Origin of the sequence: Pseudomonas putida W15Oct28 (assembly GCF_000708715.2) — a bacterium.
Taxonomy (GTDB): domain Bacteria; phylum Pseudomonadota; class Gammaproteobacteria; order Pseudomonadales; family Pseudomonadaceae; genus Aquipseudomonas; species Aquipseudomonas putida_R.
The window spans coordinates 12,819-29,912 of record NZ_JENB01000019.1 but is presented as its reverse complement, the minus strand read 5'-3'; the positions used below and the strand labels follow the sequence as shown (position 1 = coordinate 29,912).

Annotated in this window: 16 protein-coding genes and 4 pseudogenes; 12 read left to right on the top strand and 8 right to left on the bottom strand. The window is 59.6% G+C overall.

Features of this window, described 5'->3' with window-relative positions; translation table 11 throughout:
• Positions 1 to 206: 206 nt before the first annotated feature.
• From AK81_RS15150 to osmE, 5 genes are all read left to right on the top strand, one after another.
• Positions 207 to 4,034, top strand: a complete 3,828-nt coding sequence (locus AK81_RS15150) for a dermonecrotic toxin domain-containing protein (protein ID WP_043200116.1) — start codon at positions 207 to 209, stop codon at positions 4,032 to 4,034.
• A 147-nt stretch (positions 4,035 to 4,181) separates the two neighbouring features.
• Positions 4,182 to 5,801 (top strand): NADP-dependent glyceraldehyde-3-phosphate dehydrogenase, encoded by a 1,620-nt coding sequence (locus tag AK81_RS15145; RefSeq protein WP_043200115.1) that lies wholly within the window; start codon positions 4,182 to 4,184, stop codon positions 5,799 to 5,801.
• Between the two features lie 110 nt (positions 5,802 to 5,911).
• On the top strand, positions 5,912 to 6,391 hold the full coding sequence (locus AK81_RS15140; RefSeq protein WP_043200114.1) for a VOC family protein: 480 nt from the start codon (positions 5,912 to 5,914) through the stop codon (positions 6,389 to 6,391).
• Between the two features lie 51 nt (positions 6,392 to 6,442).
• Positions 6,443 to 7,624 (top strand): hypothetical protein, encoded by a 1,182-nt coding sequence (locus AK81_RS15135; protein WP_043200113.1) that lies wholly within the window; start codon positions 6,443 to 6,445, stop codon positions 7,622 to 7,624.
• A 205-nt stretch (positions 7,625 to 7,829) separates the two neighbouring features.
• Positions 7,830 to 8,186 carry an osmotically-inducible lipoprotein OsmE gene (osmE, locus tag AK81_RS15130; protein WP_043200112.1) on the top strand — a complete coding sequence of 119 codons (357 nt, stop codon included), beginning with the start codon at positions 7,830 to 7,832 and terminating at the stop codon, positions 8,184 to 8,186.
• Position 8,187: 1 nt separating this feature from the next.
• On the opposite strand, the gene AK81_RS15125 is transcribed toward osmE, so the two are convergent.
• Positions 8,188 to 8,547: a hypothetical protein gene (locus AK81_RS15125; RefSeq protein WP_043200111.1), complete on the bottom strand. Its 360-nt coding sequence runs from the start codon at positions 8,545 to 8,547 to the stop codon at positions 8,188 to 8,190.
• Between the two features lie 230 nt (positions 8,548 to 8,777).
• On the opposite strand from AK81_RS15125, the gene AK81_RS15120 reads away from it, so the two are divergent.
• The 3 genes from AK81_RS15120 (at position 8,778) to AK81_RS15110 (ending at position 9,773) form a co-directional block, all read left to right on the top strand.
• Complete coding sequence (locus AK81_RS15120) at positions 8,778 to 9,092, top strand: hypothetical protein (protein WP_043200109.1); 315 nt, start codon at positions 8,778 to 8,780, stop codon at positions 9,090 to 9,092.
• 115 nt (positions 9,093 to 9,207) lie between these two features.
• Complete coding sequence (locus AK81_RS15115) at positions 9,208 to 9,408, top strand: hypothetical protein (RefSeq protein WP_043200107.1); 201 nt, start codon at positions 9,208 to 9,210, stop codon at positions 9,406 to 9,408.
• Positions 9,409 to 9,554: 146 nt separating this feature from the next.
• Positions 9,555 to 9,773, top strand: coding sequence for a hypothetical protein (locus AK81_RS15110; protein ID WP_043200106.1), 219 nt, complete (start codon positions 9,555 to 9,557; stop codon positions 9,771 to 9,773).
• Positions 9,774 to 10,070: 297 nt separating this feature from the next.
• Here the strand turns inward: AK81_RS15110 and AK81_RS15105 are convergent, their stop codons facing one another.
• The 4 genes from AK81_RS15105 to AK81_RS15090 form a co-directional block, all read right to left on the bottom strand.
• The gene (locus AK81_RS15105; RefSeq protein ID WP_043200105.1) at positions 10,071 to 10,379 is read right to left on the bottom strand and encodes a hypothetical protein; all 309 of its coding nucleotides are present in this window, start codon (positions 10,377 to 10,379) and stop codon (positions 10,071 to 10,073) included.
• 244 nt (positions 10,380 to 10,623) lie between these two features.
• Positions 10,624 to 10,992, bottom strand: a complete 369-nt coding sequence (locus AK81_RS15100) for a hypothetical protein (protein ID WP_043200103.1) — start codon at positions 10,990 to 10,992, stop codon at positions 10,624 to 10,626.
• A gap of 522 nt (positions 10,993 to 11,514) precedes the next feature.
• A complete protein-coding gene (locus AK81_RS15095) occupies positions 11,515 to 11,805 on the bottom strand; it encodes a hypothetical protein (protein WP_043200102.1) in 291 nt (96 codons plus the stop codon).
• A 559-nt stretch (positions 11,806 to 12,364) separates the two neighbouring features.
• On the bottom strand, positions 12,365 to 13,045 hold the full coding sequence (locus tag AK81_RS15090; RefSeq protein ID WP_043200101.1) for a TetR/AcrR family transcriptional regulator: 681 nt from the start codon (positions 13,043 to 13,045) through the stop codon (positions 12,365 to 12,367).
• A gap of 210 nt (positions 13,046 to 13,255) precedes the next feature.
• Here AK81_RS15090 and AK81_RS15085 point away from each other — a divergent pair, with 210 nt between their 5' ends.
• Both AK81_RS15085 and AK81_RS15080 read left to right on the top strand, forming a co-directional pair.
• The gene (locus tag AK81_RS15085; RefSeq protein WP_043200099.1) at positions 13,256 to 14,095 is read left to right on the top strand and encodes a TauD/TfdA dioxygenase family protein; all 840 of its coding nucleotides are present in this window, start codon (positions 13,256 to 13,258) and stop codon (positions 14,093 to 14,095) included.
• A gap of 52 nt (positions 14,096 to 14,147) precedes the next feature.
• Complete coding sequence (locus tag AK81_RS15080) at positions 14,148 to 14,918, top strand: class II aldolase/adducin family protein (protein WP_043200098.1); 771 nt, start codon at positions 14,148 to 14,150, stop codon at positions 14,916 to 14,918.
• A gap of 145 nt (positions 14,919 to 15,063) precedes the next feature.
• Here the strand turns inward: AK81_RS15080 and AK81_RS15075 are convergent.
• The 3 genes and pseudogenes from AK81_RS15075 to trbK all read right to left on the bottom strand — a co-directional run bounded on the left by AK81_RS15075 (position 15,064) and on the right by trbK (position 16,037).
• A pseudogene (locus AK81_RS15075) lies at positions 15,064 to 15,578 on the bottom strand (DUF2514 family protein).
• A pseudogene (locus AK81_RS30440) lies at positions 15,575 to 15,718 on the bottom strand (structural protein P5); the annotation flags it as partial. The pseudogenes AK81_RS15075 and AK81_RS30440, both read right to left, overlap by 4 nt.
• Positions 15,719 to 15,776: 58 nt before the next feature.
• Complete coding sequence (gene trbK, locus AK81_RS28350; RefSeq protein WP_081042075.1) at positions 15,777 to 16,037, bottom strand: entry exclusion lipoprotein TrbK; 261 nt, start codon at positions 16,035 to 16,037, stop codon at positions 15,777 to 15,779.
• A 368-nt stretch (positions 16,038 to 16,405) separates the two neighbouring features.
• Between trbK and AK81_RS30435 the strand changes: the two are divergent.
• Positions 16,406 to 16,519 (top strand): annotated as a pseudogene (locus AK81_RS30435) (DNA cytosine methyltransferase); the annotation flags it as partial.
• 97 nt (positions 16,520 to 16,616) lie between these two features.
• Positions 16,617 to 16,928, top strand: a pseudogene (locus tag AK81_RS15065) (DNA cytosine methyltransferase); the annotation flags it as partial.
• Between the last annotated feature and the right edge of the window lie 166 nt (positions 16,929 to 17,094).

The following is a 17,094-nucleotide window of genomic DNA, read 5'->3' as shown; positions in this document are numbered from 1 at the left end:
AGTAACAATTTAAGATGCCTGCAAACGCTTTGGCAAGCGGCTCCTAGCTGACTTTAGATCAAAGTTCCTGGCGTCAAATTTCCTGCGTGAAAAGCCGCTCCAGCTAGAAGTTTGCTATAAGCGTGCCACTCACACGGTACTTCAGTACCACTTGGCTATTGATAATTAGCGTTTGATGCCTTCTTTGCATAAAAGGAGGCATCAACATGCCTGGGAACAATCCTCATCAAGCCCTGCTTGAGGCCCAGATGCCGCACTGGGCCCGCCAGGCAACGCCCAATCAGTGGGCCGCGTTGCAGCAAAGCCAGGTCAGCCCCTGGCACGAGCAGGCCTGGTTCGCCAATGCCGCCCCTGACCTGCGCCAGGCGGTACGCGCCAGCCAGGTACACCTGGCGCGCTCACAAGCAGCCTTGGCCCGCTCACTCAGGGGCCTCAAGCAGATCACTGAGTTCGCCGAGCCTTTACTGCAACATGTTCTTGCCGAACAAGGCTTTCACGCTTGCGTTCACAACATACGACTGCTACGTGTTGAACGCACGTGGCACTGGAACGGCCTGCGCTATATCTACAGCCATCGTAGCGACAACCTGTTACAGGCTGCGCTGCAGAACTTTGCCGATGACGAGGCGTTTACCTCTCAGAGTGCCATTGCCCTGAGCGGCAATATTCAAGTCACCCGCATTCAAGTACAAGGCTCCGCGGTAATCGGCATGCAGGCGCCTGTGGCGTATTTTCCACTCACCTCGGAGCGCTTCCAGGTCGAGCCGCTCCCTCTCTCCCCCGCAACGTTCGCCACACGCTGCCGTGAGTTGGACCTGGGTGGCGCCTACCAGGCCCACCTGGAACAGCACTTCGCCCAGCCAACTGTCCGTGAGCAGGCCATCAAGGTGCAAAAAGCCCGTCTACGCCTGGCGGCCGACCTCGCCTATCTGCGCCACCACATCAACGGCAACACGCACGATCAAGTACACCAACTGCTGCAGGGCAGCAACGTGAATTGCTGGCAGCTTGCACTGTTCGGTATCACCCTGCAGGAAGCCATGCTGATCGATGCAGGCCATGCAGCTTTGGCCCTGTACTTGCCAGGGCATGATCCAGCCCTGCGTCAATGCAATGACCTTGAAGCGGTGCACGATGCACTGGCAACCCTGCTGCTGGAGCCCGATGCCCGCCAGGCATTTGCCGCGTACATCATGCAGGACGAGCGCGCGCACTTTCTCGACCTGTTGCAACAAAACCTCGATGCCTCAGGCAACACCGCCGAGGACCGCACGTGGCAGCGCGAAGCAAAGGCGGACTTGCGCCTGACGCGCCAGGCCATCACGGCAGAGCCTTTCCGTTACTTTCAGGACTTGCACCTGGCCCGCCTCAAGCATGAGGCCAGCCTGGTGGCGGTACCGACAGCGCAGGCCGATGCCAGTGCACGGGCCAGGCGCCTGGCTGAATGGGAGAGCCTTGGCTGGGATGTGCTCAACGTCGCCGGGTTCTTCATACCGGGCGCAGGCCCCTTGATGTTGGGCCTCACGGCCTGCCAACTGCTGGGCGAAGTCTTTGAGGGCTACGAGGCCTGGCAGGAAGGTGACCGCCACCTTGCCCTGCGCCACCTGGAAGCGGTAGGCCTGAACCTGGCTCTGATTGGCGGTTTTGTCATGGCAGGCCACGCAGTCCCCAGACTGTTCAGTAGCCCGCTGATGGAGAGCCTGCAAGAAGTGCCAGGGAGCAACGGGGGCTACAGGCTCTGGAACCAGGACCTGGCGCCATACCGTAGCCGCATGGAGCTGCCAGAGAGCCTGCAGGCCAATGCACAAGGCCAGTACCTGCACGAGGGGCGGCAGTTCATCCGCATGGAAGGCCATCTCTACCAGCAACACTATGACAACACGCTGCAGCAGTGGCGCATCACCCACCCGGACGTGCAGGATGCCTGGCAACCACCGCTGGAACACAACGGGCAAGGCGCCTGGCGCGGCCAGCATGAGCACCCCTCACAATGGCCGTTTGAAACACTCGCGCGCCGTCTGGGTGAGCCGTTCGCAGCGTTCGCCCCCCTGCAGCTGGAACAGGCCGGGCGCATCTGCGGCATCGACGCCGAGCGCCTGCGCCAGGTGCACCTGCAAGGCCAGCCAACCCCGCCGCTGTTGCTCGACACCCTGCAACGCATGGCGGCGCAGGCCGAAGTACGCGCCATGGGGCTGAACGCAACGCCGCAACTGTTCGACCAGCTGTACAACGGCAGCACGCCCATCGCCCCTGCAGCCCAGCAGCTGCTTACAGCGTACCCTCGCTTGTCTCCGGCACTGGCCAGGCGATTGCTTGCAACACTGGACAATGCCGAATCACTCGCCTGGCAAGAGCACGGTCAGTTGCCCGCAGCGCTTGGGGAGCAGATCGAACACGTTCACAGTGAACTGCCGCTGGTACGTGCCCTGGAGGACGTGCTGCAACCTGCGTGGTGTAACGCCGACAGTGAGCGCCTGCTGTTCAGTGCGCTCGATGCCATGCCCGAATGGCCTGCAGAGCTGCGCCTGGAGCTGCGTGCCGGCAGCCCGCAAGGCCCAGTGCTGGACCATGTCGGCAGTGAACAGGCCAGCACCGTGCGCCGGGTGATCAAATCCGCCGAAGGTTATGAGGCCGACCTTGGAGAGCGCCCGACACCCGTGCAGCGGGATCCGGACCTGTGCCGCGCCCTGGAGCAGTCGCTGCCACGTGTGCAGCGCGAAGCGCTCGGCATTGCGCAAAGTGACGGCAGCGTACTGCGCCAGCGGGTGTTGGCGTGGGCTGATGAACACCGGCCAGTGCTGGCGCAGCGGCTCTGGGGAATGCACGCCCTGCAGCGCAAACCCCAGGGCTTGCTGCGCGGCGGCCGCCCCCTGGCGCCGCTGCCCGCTCCTGCGCGTGAGGCCGGCTCGCTAGCGGCGGCCTACCGCCGCATCTTTCCCGATGCGACCGATGCAGAATACGCCGACTGGCTGGGCGACGAGCAGGAGGAGCACAACCCATATGTCATGCACTCTGCGACCGAGCGGCTGCGGGACCTGCAAGAGCGCCTGCACGCCCTGCGGCGAGACTTGCAGCAATGGGCAACGCCTGACCCATCAATCCCACACCAGCGGCATCGCGCAATCCGCCCGATCATCAACGCCTGGCGCCGACTTTCCTGGCTGCCCTACGGACGCAGTGGGCGCCTCTTCAGCCTCGACCTGTCCAGCCTCGACCTGCGCAACGAGGACCTGGCCAGCCTCGCACTGCCCGACGACTTCACCCACATCGAGCACGTCTCACTCAGCAACAACCGACTGCTCAGCCACCTCCCGGCTGAATTTTACGAGCGTTTCCCCAACCTCAAGCGCCTACTGCTCATCAAATGCCGTTTCTCGCGCCTGCCCCGCGTGGCAAGGCCTGAGCAACTGCAGTGGCTGGACCTGGACAGCAATCGCATCACCTGGGATGGCCACGCCCAGCTTACGCTCAACCAATTCAGCCAACTTGGCATGCTTGACCTTACCGACAACCCGCTCCTTCGAGCACCAGACCTGCGCTGGCTTACCGAGCTCAAGACCCTGTTCCTGAGTGGTTGTGCGCTCACCGAGCTGCCTCGAGGCCTGGACCTTGTCAGCGAGCCTTTGGTACTGGATCTTTCGTCCAACCAGTTCCAGGTATTGCCTGCTGCCTTCAACGTTCCACAGCCGGTAGCTGAAACCCTGAGCCTTGAAAGCGATTGGCTGGGCCCAACTGCGCTGGCACAGATCGAGGCCTATAACACGGCCCACGGAGTGGATCTGTTGGTGTGCGAAAGTGACTACCTGACGTTCTTCGAAAACGCAGGCCCGGCAGATGCTGCATTGTGGCAACGCTTGCCACTGCAATTTCGCCGTGACCTTCGGCCATTGCTCGACCGCGAGCCGTTCCTGTCCCACCCCAACCAGGCCCGCCGGGAATTCTGGCGAAGACTGGCATTGATCGACACAGACCCTGTACTGCGCCAGGAGTGGCTCACGCACCCGCCATACAACCTCTTCAATCTGCCACTTTGATCGTGTACGCGGTGCCTGCCAGGCCAGCGGCAGGCACTGGCGGCCAGTTTGGTCCAGACTGGTGTTTTTCCGGCGGCCGGTGCATGCTCGAAGCTGAAGCGATTCACCCGGCTTGAAACCAGCCCCGCAATGTGAGGTGCAGTACCTATGGACCGTCTGCTCGATTCACTCTTCCCCAGCGCCGAGAACATCCCCGAAACCTGGCGCCTGGGAGCCCCTCTGGAACAACGCGACTATCTGGTGAACGGCGAGCTCAGGCGCTGGGACGGCCCCTTGGCCACGGTGCGCAGCCCGGTATGGCTCAAGGAAGGCGCCGATGAACGCCAGGTGGTACTGGGCAGCGCCCCGCTGCTCGATGCCGACACCGCCCTTACCGCGCTCGACGCCGCCGTGCAGGCCTACGACAAGGGCCGCGGTGCCTGGCCGAACATGCGTGTGGCCGAACGTATCCAGCATGTCGAAACTTTCCTGGCACGCATGCGCGAGCAGCGCCAGGCCGTGGTCAAGCTGCTGATGTGGGAGATCGGCAAGAACCTCAAGGATTCGGAAAAAGAATTCGACCGCACCTGCGACTACATCGTCGACACCATCAACGCCCTCAAGGACCTCGACCGCCGCTCCAGCCGCTTCGAGCTGGAACAAGGCACCCTCGGCCAGATCCGCCGTGCACCACTGGGCGTGGCATTGTGCATGGGCCCCTACAATTACCCGCTGAACGAAACCTTCACCACGCTGATCCCGGCGCTGATCATGGGCAACACTGTGGTGTTCAAGCCGGCCAAGTTCGGTGTGCTGCTGATCCGCCCGTTGCTCGAAGCCTTCCGCGACAGCTTCCCGCCGGGGGTGATCAACGTGATCTATGGCCGCGGCCGGGAAACGGTGAGCGCGCTGATGGCCAGCGGCAAGGTTGATGTGTTTGCCTTCATCGGCACACACAAGGCCGCCAGCGACCTTAAAAAGCTGCACCCACGCCCCCACCGCCTGCGCGCCGCGTTGGGCCTGGATGCCAAGAACCCGGGCATCGTGCTGCCGCAGGTCGACCTCGACAATGCCGTCGAAGAAGCGGTTACCGGCGCGCTGTCGTTCAACGGCCAGCGCTGCACGGCGCTGAAGATTCTGTTCGTTCACGAGGACGTGATCGAGGCCTTCCTCGACAAGTTCCAGCGCAAACTGGCCGCGCTCAAGCCCGGTATGCCCTGGGAACCGGGCGTCGCGCTGACGCCATTGCCGGAGCCCGGCAAGGTCGACTACCTCGACGGCCTGGTCGCCGATGCCACAGCCAAGGGCGCACGCGTGCTTAACGAAGGTGGCGGGCAAAGCCGCGGGTCGTTCTTCTACCCGGCCTTGCTGTACCCGGTGAGCCACGAAATGCGCGTGTATCACGAGGAGCAGTTCGGCCCCCTGGTACCCGTGGTGCCCTACCGCGACCTGCAAACCGTCATCGACTACGTGCTGGACTCCGATTACGGCCAGCAACTGAGCCTGTTCGGCAACGACCCGGCAACCATCGGCAGCCTGGTCGATATTTTCGCCAACCAGGTCGGGCGCATCAACATCAACGCACAATGCCAGCGCGGCCCCGACACCTACCCGTTCAACGGCCGCAAGAACAGCGCCGAAGGCACCCTGTCGGTGCATGACGCCTTGCGTGTCTTCTCTATCCGCACCCTGGTCGCCACCCGCTTCCAGGAGGCCAACAAGGAACTGATCAGCGAAATCATCCGTAACCGCCAATCGAGCTTCCTGACCACCGACTACATCTTCTGACGGCCGCGCTTATAGAAAATCGATCTAGCGCCGTTGTCGATTTTCCATCTGCGCAAACGACTCTAAGCATCAGGGCGCCCTCCGGCGCCCATCGCAAAGGAGAGTCGAACATGGCAGTCAAACCCATCCCTGAAGGCCAGCACAGCATTACCCCCTACCTGGCCATCAACGACGCCGCCAAAGCCATCGAGTTCTACAAGCAGGCCTTTGGTGCGGTCGAGATGTTCCGCCTCGATGCCCCAGGTGGCCGTGTGGGCCATGCCGAACTGAGGATCGGTGATTCGTCGCTGATGCTGGGCGACCCCTGCGACATGGAAGGCGGGCTTACCGCCAGCCAGAAGCTCAGTGGCGCAGGCGTGGGCCTGCACCTGTATGTCGAGGACTGCGACAAAGTCTACGCCCAGGCCCTGGCGGCCGGAGGCACCCAGTTGCACCCCTTGACCGACCAATTCTACGGCGACCGTAGCGGCACCCTGAAAGACCCGTTCGGCAATATCTGGTTCGTCTCTACCCACAAGGAGGACCTGAGCCCTGACGAAATTCGTGCCCGCGCAGCGAAGATGTTTGGCGACAACCCAGCGGCAAGTTGAAAGCGGCGCGACTTTGCTTGAAGCTTGAGGCTCGTAGCCTGGAGCTGCTTCATGCGAATCATCGACAAAACCGCTGCGCAGGTGCGCAGCCTGACCCCTGCCGAAGAGGATCTGCTGGTCGGCTTTGCTACCGGCAGCCTCGTCGGCCCACGCCTGCTGCAGGCCAACCAGCTACTGATGACGGTACGCAACGCCAACCAGTGGCTGGCCTGCGACTGCCGGAACGACGCCTTGCCGGTGCTCAATGTCACCCTTAACGGGAACACCGGCACCTTGTTTCTCAAGAACAACCCGGGCACCGCCGAGCACGCGCCTGGCTGCCCGTTCACCAAGGACGAGCGGGAGGCCGCCGAGCGCGAAGACGACCCCGCGCCACCTGCCGCCTGGCTGCCGCCCGATACGCCGTTGCGCCTGATTGGTGACTTTCGCGCCGGTACCGCCAATGCCGCAAGCGACGGTAACGACCGGCGCGAACAACAGCGCCTGCTGTCGCTGCTCCTGACCTGGATCGAAACCAGTGGCCTCAACCTTTACGCCACCCACCTGAAAAAGGACCTGACCACGCAGTTTGCCGAATTGCGCAGCGTGGCCAGCCGCTATCCGCTGCTGGAACGGGTGCCTGCCAGCAACTACCTGGAAACCCGGCTGGACATGAAGCACATGATGATGCTCAAGTCCCGCCTGCGTGAAGCCTCGGTGTTCGGCAACCATCGCCGCCACGGGCTGATGCTGGACTGCGTCGACCAGATCAAAGGGCGCAAGCTGTTCAACAACCGCAGCGAAGACGGCTTCGACTTCCAGGGGCACCACCTGTACTGGGGCGGTAGCCGCACAACCGGGCCGTTGCTGGCGCTGATGATCTACTCGCCGACCAGCGCCGGTAGCCATTTCTATGAGCTGATCCATGTGGCCAGCGTGCCGGTGCTGTCACGCGCGCATCTGTTCCCTGTGTACCGCGATGAAGAGCGCGAACCGCTCAAGGCCCTGGTATCGCTGATCGACTGGATGGCCAGCAAGGGCGTCAAGGTGCAGATGCGCCGGCCGGTGATCGGCGGCCAGGTGATGGATGAACTGGTGATGACCTCCGACCAGGACCGGGTATTGTCAGTGTCGCTACTGGAACAGCCCATCGGGCCAGAGCCGGACACCGAAAACTTCAAGCGCTACGCCGACTTCAAGAGCCTGGAAACTTTCCGTAAGTTCGTTGCCGGTTTCTTCATGCGTGAGCGCTGAACGCCAGACAGCACAAGCCCCGCTGCAAGCCCGCTGACTTTGTAAAAGCGGATGCGCGAGACATACAGGCGTATGATGAAAAGCCGGGCGGATTGATGCTGTGGCGTACCGCAATCCATCTGTAGGAGCGGCCTTGTGTCCCGATAGGGGCGCGACGCGGCCCCAGTCACCTGCCTTCATCGGCGTCCTCTACCGGAGCACTGCCATGAACACTCCCCTTCACGCACTGCTTTTCGCCTTCGCCACGCTTGCTGCCTGCTCATCCAGTTCTGCGCAGTACCACGACCAGCCACAGGTGGCCAAGGTCGATACCGGGATGAGTAAAGACCAGGTCATGCAAATAGGCGGTAAACCCGATGCCGAGTCCGACCGCACCGTAGTGCCTGGCACCTGCTTCGACTACACGCTGACCAAGGCCGGCAAACGGCAACCCTACAGCGTCAGCTTCGACGGCAACGACAAGGTAGACAAGACCGCCTTCATGACCTGCGCCGAATGGAGCAATGCCCAGCATAAAGCCCGCCTGCCCAGCATGGGCGGCTCAAGCGGCTCGGGCTACTGATTCAGTCCAGGCATTCCTTGGCAGCCTGGCGCAATTTGTCGCCAGACAGGAAGCTGCCCTTGTAGAAGGTCGCGCGGCTGCCTTCGCGAGAGTCGACCACGTCCAGCACATCGTCACTTGCCACCGCACTGGATGCCGTCAGCCGGTAACCGTGGGCTATCGACTTCTGTGTGGCCTGAGGGGCCAAAATCTGCCATTTGGGCAGGACACAGGCGGCGTACTGCTGCGGCGTTTTTTTGGTCAGCTTGCTGGCAGTGGGTTTGCCGGGCGTTGCGCAGCCGGCAAGGCTGGCAACTAACGCAGAGGCGATAAAGATACGAAAAGTAGGCATTTGCAATTGGCCGTCAGGGATACGCTGCATTCTAACGAGGGTTGCGCCGAGATTCTAATCAACCAAGGTCTTGCTGCAGGATTTCGCGTATTTGACACAGCAACAACGCATCAGCGACAGCAAAACGACACTGCGGCTGATTAATTAGAACCCGGTAGCGGCATTTAATCTTGTGAACCAAGGGAACGAATTCATTCTGCCCTGCTTCTGATTAGCATCAGGACACGGCATCACCGGCCGGCTTTGCTCAGGAGACCCCCATGCTCTGGTGGCTGGAACTACTCGCCCAATATGCAACCTCCACCGGCCTCGCCGTGCTCTGTATTTTCGTGTTTTGGGCTTATGGCCTGGCATTCGGCAGGGCCTACATGAAGCTCCTTTCTGGCCTGCTGGCCGCCATGCTGCTCATGATCGCCGCATGCCCGCACGGTGTGGACTTTGCGCTGGGCAAACACCTGGCGCACGCTGATACCAGTGCTTTGCTGCTGTTTCTTGCAGATGCTACAGGCGTGATCACGGCGGTGGTGGTGGCCTCGTTTTTCTTCAGCCCCGGGCGGTTGCTGGACGAAGCCTGAGCGGGCTCAATGGAGAGCACCTGATATTTCTGCCAGTAGCATGGGCGGCTAAACGTTGAGAAAGTGAGGCTGCCATTGGGGCATCACAACGCGACTCGGCGAGGAATTACCTACCATGCAAAAGAACGCCAACAACACGCACTTCTTCTATCAGAATGGCAAACTCGTCACCCTTAAAACAGGTGAGCAGGGCCGTAGCATTTTTCGCTCGTCGGATGTACCACTTGCCGAGCAGCAATCAGACGGCACCCACGCCAGCGGATTGCTGGTGACCGACGACAAGGGTTCAGTACTGCAGGTGCAGGAAAAAAACTGAAACCTCCGGCGCCACTGCAAGGATCGCACAAACTTTTCGGAGCTCGGGCAAGGATGCGCCTTCCACAAATCTGTTGCGTTTCACCCTGCCCTGAGGCGATGCTCATGGGACCGTTGAAGCAATAGACAAGGAAGGCCTTTAGCACCATGGAAACGCTTCACAGCATCAAGTCAGATCTGGTCAGAACAGCCGATCATCTGGAAAAGCTCAGCCAGGCCATGAGTGGCCACGCCAGGTTCATGGAGGCGCGAGGTACTTCGCAGAGCGAGATCGATGTCACAGCGCACATCAGATCCATCGATGTGGTTGCGGACGAGCTGCGCTCTGTCGCTGCAAAAATCGACGGCATTGAAGGCGCTTGCTGATGAGCCACCCTGGTGACTGACCATTTTCGCGTCAGCCGATCAACTCGACGCAACTGGACTGTACGCTGCCCGGGATAATCCACCCGCTTCAGGGCGCCCACCCCCAAACGCGGGGTCAGGGTTTGGCTCCCCGGTACAATACGATGGCCGCTACATCCAGGGCCAGCACGCTGGCGACGAACAGGAGCATGACGTACAGATCTTCAGGAAGCATTGCCGTATCCCCCACATGTGCCGATTTCAAAGGGAGCGAGCAATTACTGTTCCAGTCAGCGCATCAGGCTCCCGGGCAGCGACTCACCTGAACTTGAGCTTCGCCACTTTGCTCAGCGCCCAACCACTGAAAACGTAGAACACATCCAGGTAGAAGCGCCCTGCATAGTTGGGCAATGGCGTGTGATTCAACAGCACATCCGGGTCGGGCGCGGGTGGAAACAGCGCATAAAAGCCGTTGGGCAGCACCGCCAAGGCCAGCAATAGCAGGTAAGTCGAGGCTTGCAGCAGAGTGCTACGATTGCTGAATCTGGCGGACCATTTCAGGCCGAAGTAAGCAACCAGGCCGGCAACGGGCAACACCCAGAAATGCGTCGGGATCCCAATGAACATTTCGGCGACAACGCTTCTTGCTTCCACCCACTGTTCTCCATCCAAATGCGTGAATTATCGCGGGCACGGCATGCAAATGCAAAACAAGTGCTGCTCAAGCCGCTTCCGGCGCTACCAGCCACCTCTTGAAGTTAGCCGGAGCACCTGCATAAAGCGCGTTGGCAATAGCAACGCCCTGCCGAAGCGCCCAAAAACACAAAAAACCCGCTCTTGACGGCGGGTTTATTGTGCTCGGGTCAATTGATCATGCTTTTGAACACATCAACGCGGCATCCAGCAACCGGCCATGGTCGTACCAGGCATCACGTTGATAGGCCGTGAACTGGTGGTGGCCTCCCGTGCTGCGCAGCTCGACAAGGCCCTCTGCCTTGCTGGGGTCGGTGCTTTCGATGAACAGTCTTACCGAGTTATCGCCATCGACCTCGTAGGTTTTCACATTCCCTGGAAGTTCGCCCTTCACGCACCCCAGATAAGCGGGTGGGCTTTTCGCGGTGGTGCCAGAGGTATAATCATGGCCGTCACGCACGTCAGGGTTTTGTGCGCAACCTGCCATGAACACTGTGGCGAAGGCGGACACAAGTAATGCGCCTGCTACCGATCTTGAACGCTTCACGCGACACGCTCCTGCTGCCCCATCGAGAACTTAGGAAAGTGTTGCCAAGCAGCACACCCATTTTTTAGTTTTCGTGAGCCCATGTTACTGCTCAATGACAACCGTGCCATATGGTTGTTTGCTATATGGGTTCGGGATGTATTTGCGCTGTGCCCAAGGTGTTCTTCAGCGGCTTTTCTGGCAAGTGCCAGACAGGCCAGCCTGGCCGCCGGCCTTCATGCTCGCAAGGTATCAGGTGAGGGTGAGGCATATCAGAGTCGGATGGGCATAAAAGATGGCAAATGGCCCCAACTCCGAGTATTACCGAGCCCACCATCGGGTCAGGCAATGGCCTTCAGAAACACCAAGGTTGCCACCAGGTCCAGGACCAGCACAGCACCCACAACGAAAACCATGTAATAGCGGTCATCCTGAGTCATTTCGGCGCTCTCCGCGGGGTCAATGTCTCAGTGTCACAGCAATTACCGTTCCAGCACCGAGGACGGTCCTACTACTGCCCCCGTCATCATTGGCGCCTGCCTTCTACGATGCCTTGACCTGACATACCCCGTTGGCTTTGTTCTTGCCGGTATACGAGACATCGGGCGAACCGTCGGGGTTGATCGACAGTGAAACCGTCACCTCGCTGCCTTTGACTTCAAAGTAGTTATCATTGAACTTCTTAAGCTTGCCTTCCTTGCCATTGATATAGATCGGCCCGCCCTTGTCGGCATGGACCTCGATGTTTCCAGGGCACGTTGCGTTGAGCAGCGGTATCCCGGCCTGGGCAGCGCCCGACGCTACCAGCAAAGCACCCAGCAATAACCGTTTCATCACACGCTCCTTCAGTGGATTGACCAGGATCGAAGCAATAGCCCAGATCAGCGTTGCCCGCCAGCGCCTTATCGCTTTGCGCCCGATGCAGTCATAAAACCACCCATGAAGAAAATGACCGCGGGCCCCACAAGCCAACTGACACTCGTTCCTGGGCTAACAGCCGGTACAACAATAGTCAGTGCGTACAGGCCTATTCCTGTCCAGAGGCGCTTACGTGGCGTTAACCACGCTCGAAACTTTTCCAGTCTGTTTCCCATTACCACGTTCCTTGATGGGTAGGCGGCGCAGCATAGCACTTCGGCTACGAGGGCCTCAGGTTGGCGGGCCACAGATCGGCGCATTGTGATTTTGAGGCGCGCAGACATAAGCTGCCTGGGGTAAAAAGCGGTTCCAAAACGATGCAAAGTAAGCCCAGCTGTAACCTGCACTCTACGAGGGTCGCCGTTTTAGTTTTGGAACTGTTTTGAAGTATCTTTTCCCACACCCAGTGCTTCGGCAGCGGCGCTGGGTAGAACCACAGGCTTGACCCTACTTGGGATCGGCTCACAGGCGACGTTCAGTGAAATACAGATGGACGTAGGCAACCGATGGCCATCGCGACCAGGCTGTCGAGCAAGGCCGGCTGTTCCAACTCCGCCGGCACATCCTCTAACACCGAGCGGATTACACTTCGTAACCCTTGTCCGAGCAAATAAGCCGCTAAAGCGGGGTGCTCCGTGGTGATCTCATGCTCGTACAGATGCAGGAGCGGCAGCCATGTCGCTTCGATGAATTGCCCTGTCGTGCGGTAAGGGCCGCGCCACATTCCTAGATGCAGGGCGGAGTGGTAGCGCAAGTGAAAGGTCTTGTTCAATTTGAAAAGGCGTGTTTCGACACGAATGATATTGGCGAAAATATCCCGCAAGGCCGAGGCTAATGGCACATTAATCAAACGTTCGCGCACCTCTAAGAGCCGCTCGGTCTCCTCGTCGAGAACACGTTCATAGAGCAAGGTGACGATGGCGTCTTTACTGGGAAAGTACTGGTAGATCGAACCGACCGCAACGCCTGATACTTCCGCGATCCGGGCGATAGTCAGGGCTTCCTCCCCACCTTCGTCCAAAATGCGCAGGCATGCCTGTTCTACAGCGTCTACCAGTGCTCGAGAGCGCGACTGAGTCGGCCGCTTGCGAAGTGAGGGAAGCTGCCCAGGTGTTGGCCAGATGTCGGCGGATGGTCCACTGTCTTTTTTGTTCATAGGAACCCGAGGGCAAATCCGTTGCCATGCTAAGTATTAAAATATCTATCTATTAATCAATAACTTATTAGCTTATGACAGGTGAGGAGAATGCGAGTGTAACAGTACCGATGACGACAGTATGATCGGTTTGTCAATCAGGCAAGCATTAAACGCGCAGTCATTGCCCCCCAAAAAAAACAAGAACACTACACCAAAGGTAGATTGCTCATGACGTCATCATTCACTGTTCACCCGCTTGGCGCCAGCATCGGCGCCGAAGTGCTTGATTTGGATCCGAGTTCAATCCACTTGCCCGTCACGCTGGCCGCGATTGAGGCTGCACTGGTCAAGCATGAAACCCTGGTACTGCACGTCCCTGGCCTACGGCCAGATCAACACCTGGCGATTGCTCAGCATTTTGGTGAGCCTGAAGTACATACCTTCTATCCCAACTTGGGCAACGGCTTTGAGCAGATAACCGTCATCGACTCCAAGCTGGGTGACCGTGCCGATATGTGGCACCACGACGAGAGTTTTCTCCCCAGTCCGCCAATTGTCACCATGACCCACGCGCAAATCTTGCCGCCGCATGGTGGCGATACCTGCTGGATCAGCATGACCACTGCGTACGATGCCCTCTCCGAGCGCATGAAGTGCTACATCGAAGGACTGAGTGCCTGGCACGATATGAACGGGCCCATGACCACTGCCCTAAGACAGAACGTTGTTACTCACGAGCGTTATCTTGAAGTGATCAACATGAACCGTCGACACTTACACCCGCTGGTGATCAAACATCCGGTTTCAGGTCGCAAGGCACTGTATTTGAACCCGACTTACACCACCCATATCGACGGCCTGGACATCCCTGAAAGCGATGCGGTTCTTGCCTATCTGCACGGCCATTGCCAGCAGGTTCATTTTGGATTTCGCCATCGCTGGAATGTCGGTGACATGGTGATATGGGATAACCGTAGCGTGCTCCACAATGCCATCCTCGACTATCAACCGCACCAGCGGCGCATGCAGCGCGCTTCGGTATTCGCTCGCGGGGCTTTCCACGCGTAATTCATTGATGGGTTGATCCCCCGCAGGCGTGGGTGGCTCAAGGAGAATATCCATGTTGCACGACAAGCTGAACCAAGACATGTTAGCTCGATTCACACCCAAGCCAGGTCGGCATGCGGTGCTGCCGGAACTAACTTCACGCCAGAGCGTGGCATTGCTGTGCCGGGTGTTGTTTCGCGAAGGCTATAACGATCACATCGCCGGTCACATCACTGTGCGCCAAGACGACGGCACTTACTGGGCCAACCCGTGGGAGCTGACATGGGGAGAGGTTACCGCCTCGGATATTGTGCGCCTAGATCAGGAGGGCAAGGTAATCGAGGGCGAATGGAACATCACCCCGGCTATCAACTTGCATATGGATCTACACGCAGCACGCAATGATGTCCACGTGGTAATCCACAATCATCCGCAGTGGGGATCCGTATGGTCGGCGGCAGGGCGCATTCCGCCAATCTACGACCAGACATCCGCCTTGGTTGACACCGACCCGGTGCTCTACGACGAGTATCGCGGTACGGTTGAAAACACTGAGTTGGGCCGCGCCGTCGTGGACGCACTGGGTACGAATAAGTGGGCGTTGCTCGCCAACCATGGCGTACTAGTGGTTGCCAATGGCATTCGCCAAGCGCATTTGCGAGCAATTACACTGGAGTGGCGCAGCCGTCTGGCCTGGCACGTCGAGGCGCTCGGTGGAGGCTCGCCATTGCCCGACCACGTCGTGCGCGCGACTGGCAAGCGCACCGATGAGAATGGGTTTCCTTTTTTGTGGGAAGCCATGGCGCGCGAGGAAATCCGCCGCGATCCCTCAGTGCTTGATTAACACAATTTGACCTTTGGGCTGCGGCATGGCAACGCACCGTGCCGCCGTTACTCTTACGCTGCTGGGAGTTGAGCGCGCAATTAAAGGGGCAATGGTTTCAGAGAAACGTGCTAGCCAGAGAGGTTTATCTTCTAGTCCTCATTTTTCAGTATATGGATTCACAGACCGTACCTGCTATTCGACTTCGCTCAAACGCTTGCGCGAGGTCTCCCGCCATTCGGTCAGACTCTTCAAGCAACCCCCCGAGCACCACGAAGGCAGAGGTCCCTGCCTTGCGCTGCTGGGTAGCGATGGTGTCGCAGGCGGGGCGCTGGCCACGCCGCAATCGGTTGATTTCACCCCGCAGCCCGCCAGCAGCAGACTCAGCAGCAGCGGCGCGGCCTTGGGCCAGTTCCAGTTGTTGTCGTGCACTCTCACCCTCCTCATCCGCCACAGCGTGGCGGCGTTGTTCTTCTGTGCGCGCCTGGGCGCCGGCGCGTCGGTCACGCTCGGAGACCTCTAGGCGGTAGTCGGCCAGCTCAGTGCGTGCCGTTGCGGTTTCATCGCGGGCAGTGGCCGCCTCTACGGAGGCGACTACCACCCGGTACTGCTGCCCGCCAGCGACCAACACCAAGGCGATCAGCCACCAGGACCAAGCAAGTGCGCGCCGAGCCAGCTCACGCCAGCGCCCTCCGCACACCCTCGTCGATCACCTCGGTCTTGTATGGGTTGCTGCCGTTCTCATGAATGATGATGCCGAGCACGGCTTCGCGCAGCACCCACGGCTTGGAGATGTCGATGGAGTCGCGCCCGCCAGCACCTTCCCCGCAAACGAAAACGCCGCCCTGATAGGCGGCGCTGAATAACCAAGAGCAGGTGTTACCAGGTCTTCGGCTCTGACTTCTTGTACGAGCCACCGGTCATGCACTTCTCGACCAGGTCTTCGCGAGCCTTGTTGTCCGGAAGCGTTTTCAGATACTCGGGCTGGCAGTGAAAGGTGTTCGGCTCGTACGCAGCAGGGTCGTGATTGATGGCTTCTTGCTGTTCCTTCGGCTTCTGTTCGGCCTCTGTCTCGAAGCAGCCGCTGAGAGAAAGCGAGGTTACCGCGACAAGAATTGCTCCGATGATGGTGCGTTTCATGAGGTTCCTTCCTGTGAAATGGCCGGGCGTTATAGCAAAGATCAACCCCTCCCGCAAAACGTGGCGCCGTGCCATCAGCTAGCGCCTTCCCCTACTCAACGACAACGCCTCCCCGGCGAGGAGGCGCTAGATCATTTCTTGTAGGAAACTTCGAGTCGTCCAAGGGTCAAGTTTTTACCAAGCTCGTAATCTGGGTTCCATGTAGCCACATTGTGCGCCGCGATCCCAACAACAGAAGCGAGGCCAGCAATTGCGGTGACGGGATTAGACATCGCAGCGGCAAGCATGCTTGTTGATCGGTAGGTCGTATAAACGCGGCACGACAAGCCCTCTCGCTCGAACGTCGATCCGACTACAGCGAGATCAACATGACCACTGCAATCGACCTATGCGCCGGCCTCGGCGGATGGAGCACCGGCGCGCGCGCCGCAGGCGTCCAGGTGCCCTGGGCGGCAAATCACTGGCCGATGGGAGCTGAATGGAGGTGAGCCCCATCGAGTGCATGTTCCGCCTCAAAATCCAGCAGGCCTGGGCCTCCGACGCTACCCATGTGCGTTGTCCAGGCGCCACTGGGCAAGCTCAATCAACCGGCGATCAATCGCCTTGGCCGTGCACCGCGCCAATCACCCCAACACCGAGCACTACGTGGCAGACGTGTTTGAGGTTGATCCGATTCACGCCACCCAGGGCCAGCCAGTCGGCATCCTGTGGGCATCGCCCGACTGCCGCCACCACAGCAAAGCCAAGGGCGGGAAGCCGCGCAATCGCAAGATTCGCGGCCTCGCTTGGGTGATCATACGATGGGCCTACCAGACCAGCCCGCGGCTGATCTTCTTGGAGAACGTCGAAGAGTTCGCCGACTGGAGCCCGCTCGATGACGAGGGCAAGCCGGCGTGCCGACCAGAAGTGCGTCGCGGCCAGCAATACACCCGGTATGGCCATGCCAAGGCCGCTGTAGATGAAGGCAGGCTGGTCGGTCAGCAGTCCCCCTATGAAAAACCCGCTGCCAGTAGGTATGAGTGTGACCTCTACCAAACGGCTTTCTGACTTCCTTCGC

Excerpts from the sequence above, each read along its gene's own strand:
- AK81_RS15150 (WP_043200116.1), top strand. The coding sequence starts at position 207 with ATGCCTGGGAACAATCCTCATCAAGCCCTGCTTGAGGCCCAGATGCCG.
- AK81_RS15145 (WP_043200115.1), top strand. The coding sequence starts at position 4,182 with ATGGACCGTCTGCTCGATTCACTCTTCCCCAGCGCCGAGAACATCCCC.
- AK81_RS15140 (WP_043200114.1), top strand. The coding sequence starts at position 5,912 with ATGGCAGTCAAACCCATCCCTGAAGGCCAGCACAGCATTACCCCCTAC.
- AK81_RS15135 (WP_043200113.1), top strand. The coding sequence starts at position 6,443 with ATGCGAATCATCGACAAAACCGCTGCGCAGGTGCGCAGCCTGACCCCT.
- osmE (WP_043200112.1), top strand. The coding sequence starts at position 7,830 with ATGAACACTCCCCTTCACGCACTGCTTTTCGCCTTCGCCACGCTTGCT.
- AK81_RS15125 (WP_043200111.1), bottom strand. The coding sequence starts at position 8,547 with ATGCAGCGTATCCCTGACGGCCAATTGCAAATGCCTACTTTTCGTATC.
- AK81_RS15120 (WP_043200109.1), top strand. The coding sequence starts at position 8,778 with ATGCTCTGGTGGCTGGAACTACTCGCCCAATATGCAACCTCCACCGGC.
- AK81_RS15115 (WP_043200107.1), top strand. The coding sequence starts at position 9,208 with ATGCAAAAGAACGCCAACAACACGCACTTCTTCTATCAGAATGGCAAA.
- AK81_RS15110 (WP_043200106.1), top strand. The coding sequence starts at position 9,555 with ATGGAAACGCTTCACAGCATCAAGTCAGATCTGGTCAGAACAGCCGAT.
- AK81_RS15105 (WP_043200105.1), bottom strand. The coding sequence starts at position 10,379 with ATGTTCATTGGGATCCCGACGCATTTCTGGGTGTTGCCCGTTGCCGGC.
- AK81_RS15095 (WP_043200102.1), bottom strand. The coding sequence starts at position 11,805 with ATGAAACGGTTATTGCTGGGTGCTTTGCTGGTAGCGTCGGGCGCTGCC.
- AK81_RS15090 (WP_043200101.1), bottom strand. The coding sequence starts at position 13,045 with ATGAACAAAAAAGACAGTGGACCATCCGCCGACATCTGGCCAACACCT.
- AK81_RS15085 (WP_043200099.1), top strand. The coding sequence starts at position 13,256 with ATGACGTCATCATTCACTGTTCACCCGCTTGGCGCCAGCATCGGCGCC.
- AK81_RS15080 (WP_043200098.1), top strand. The coding sequence starts at position 14,148 with ATGTTGCACGACAAGCTGAACCAAGACATGTTAGCTCGATTCACACCC.
- trbK (WP_081042075.1), bottom strand. The coding sequence starts at position 16,037 with ATGAAACGCACCATCATCGGAGCAATTCTTGTCGCGGTAACCTCGCTT.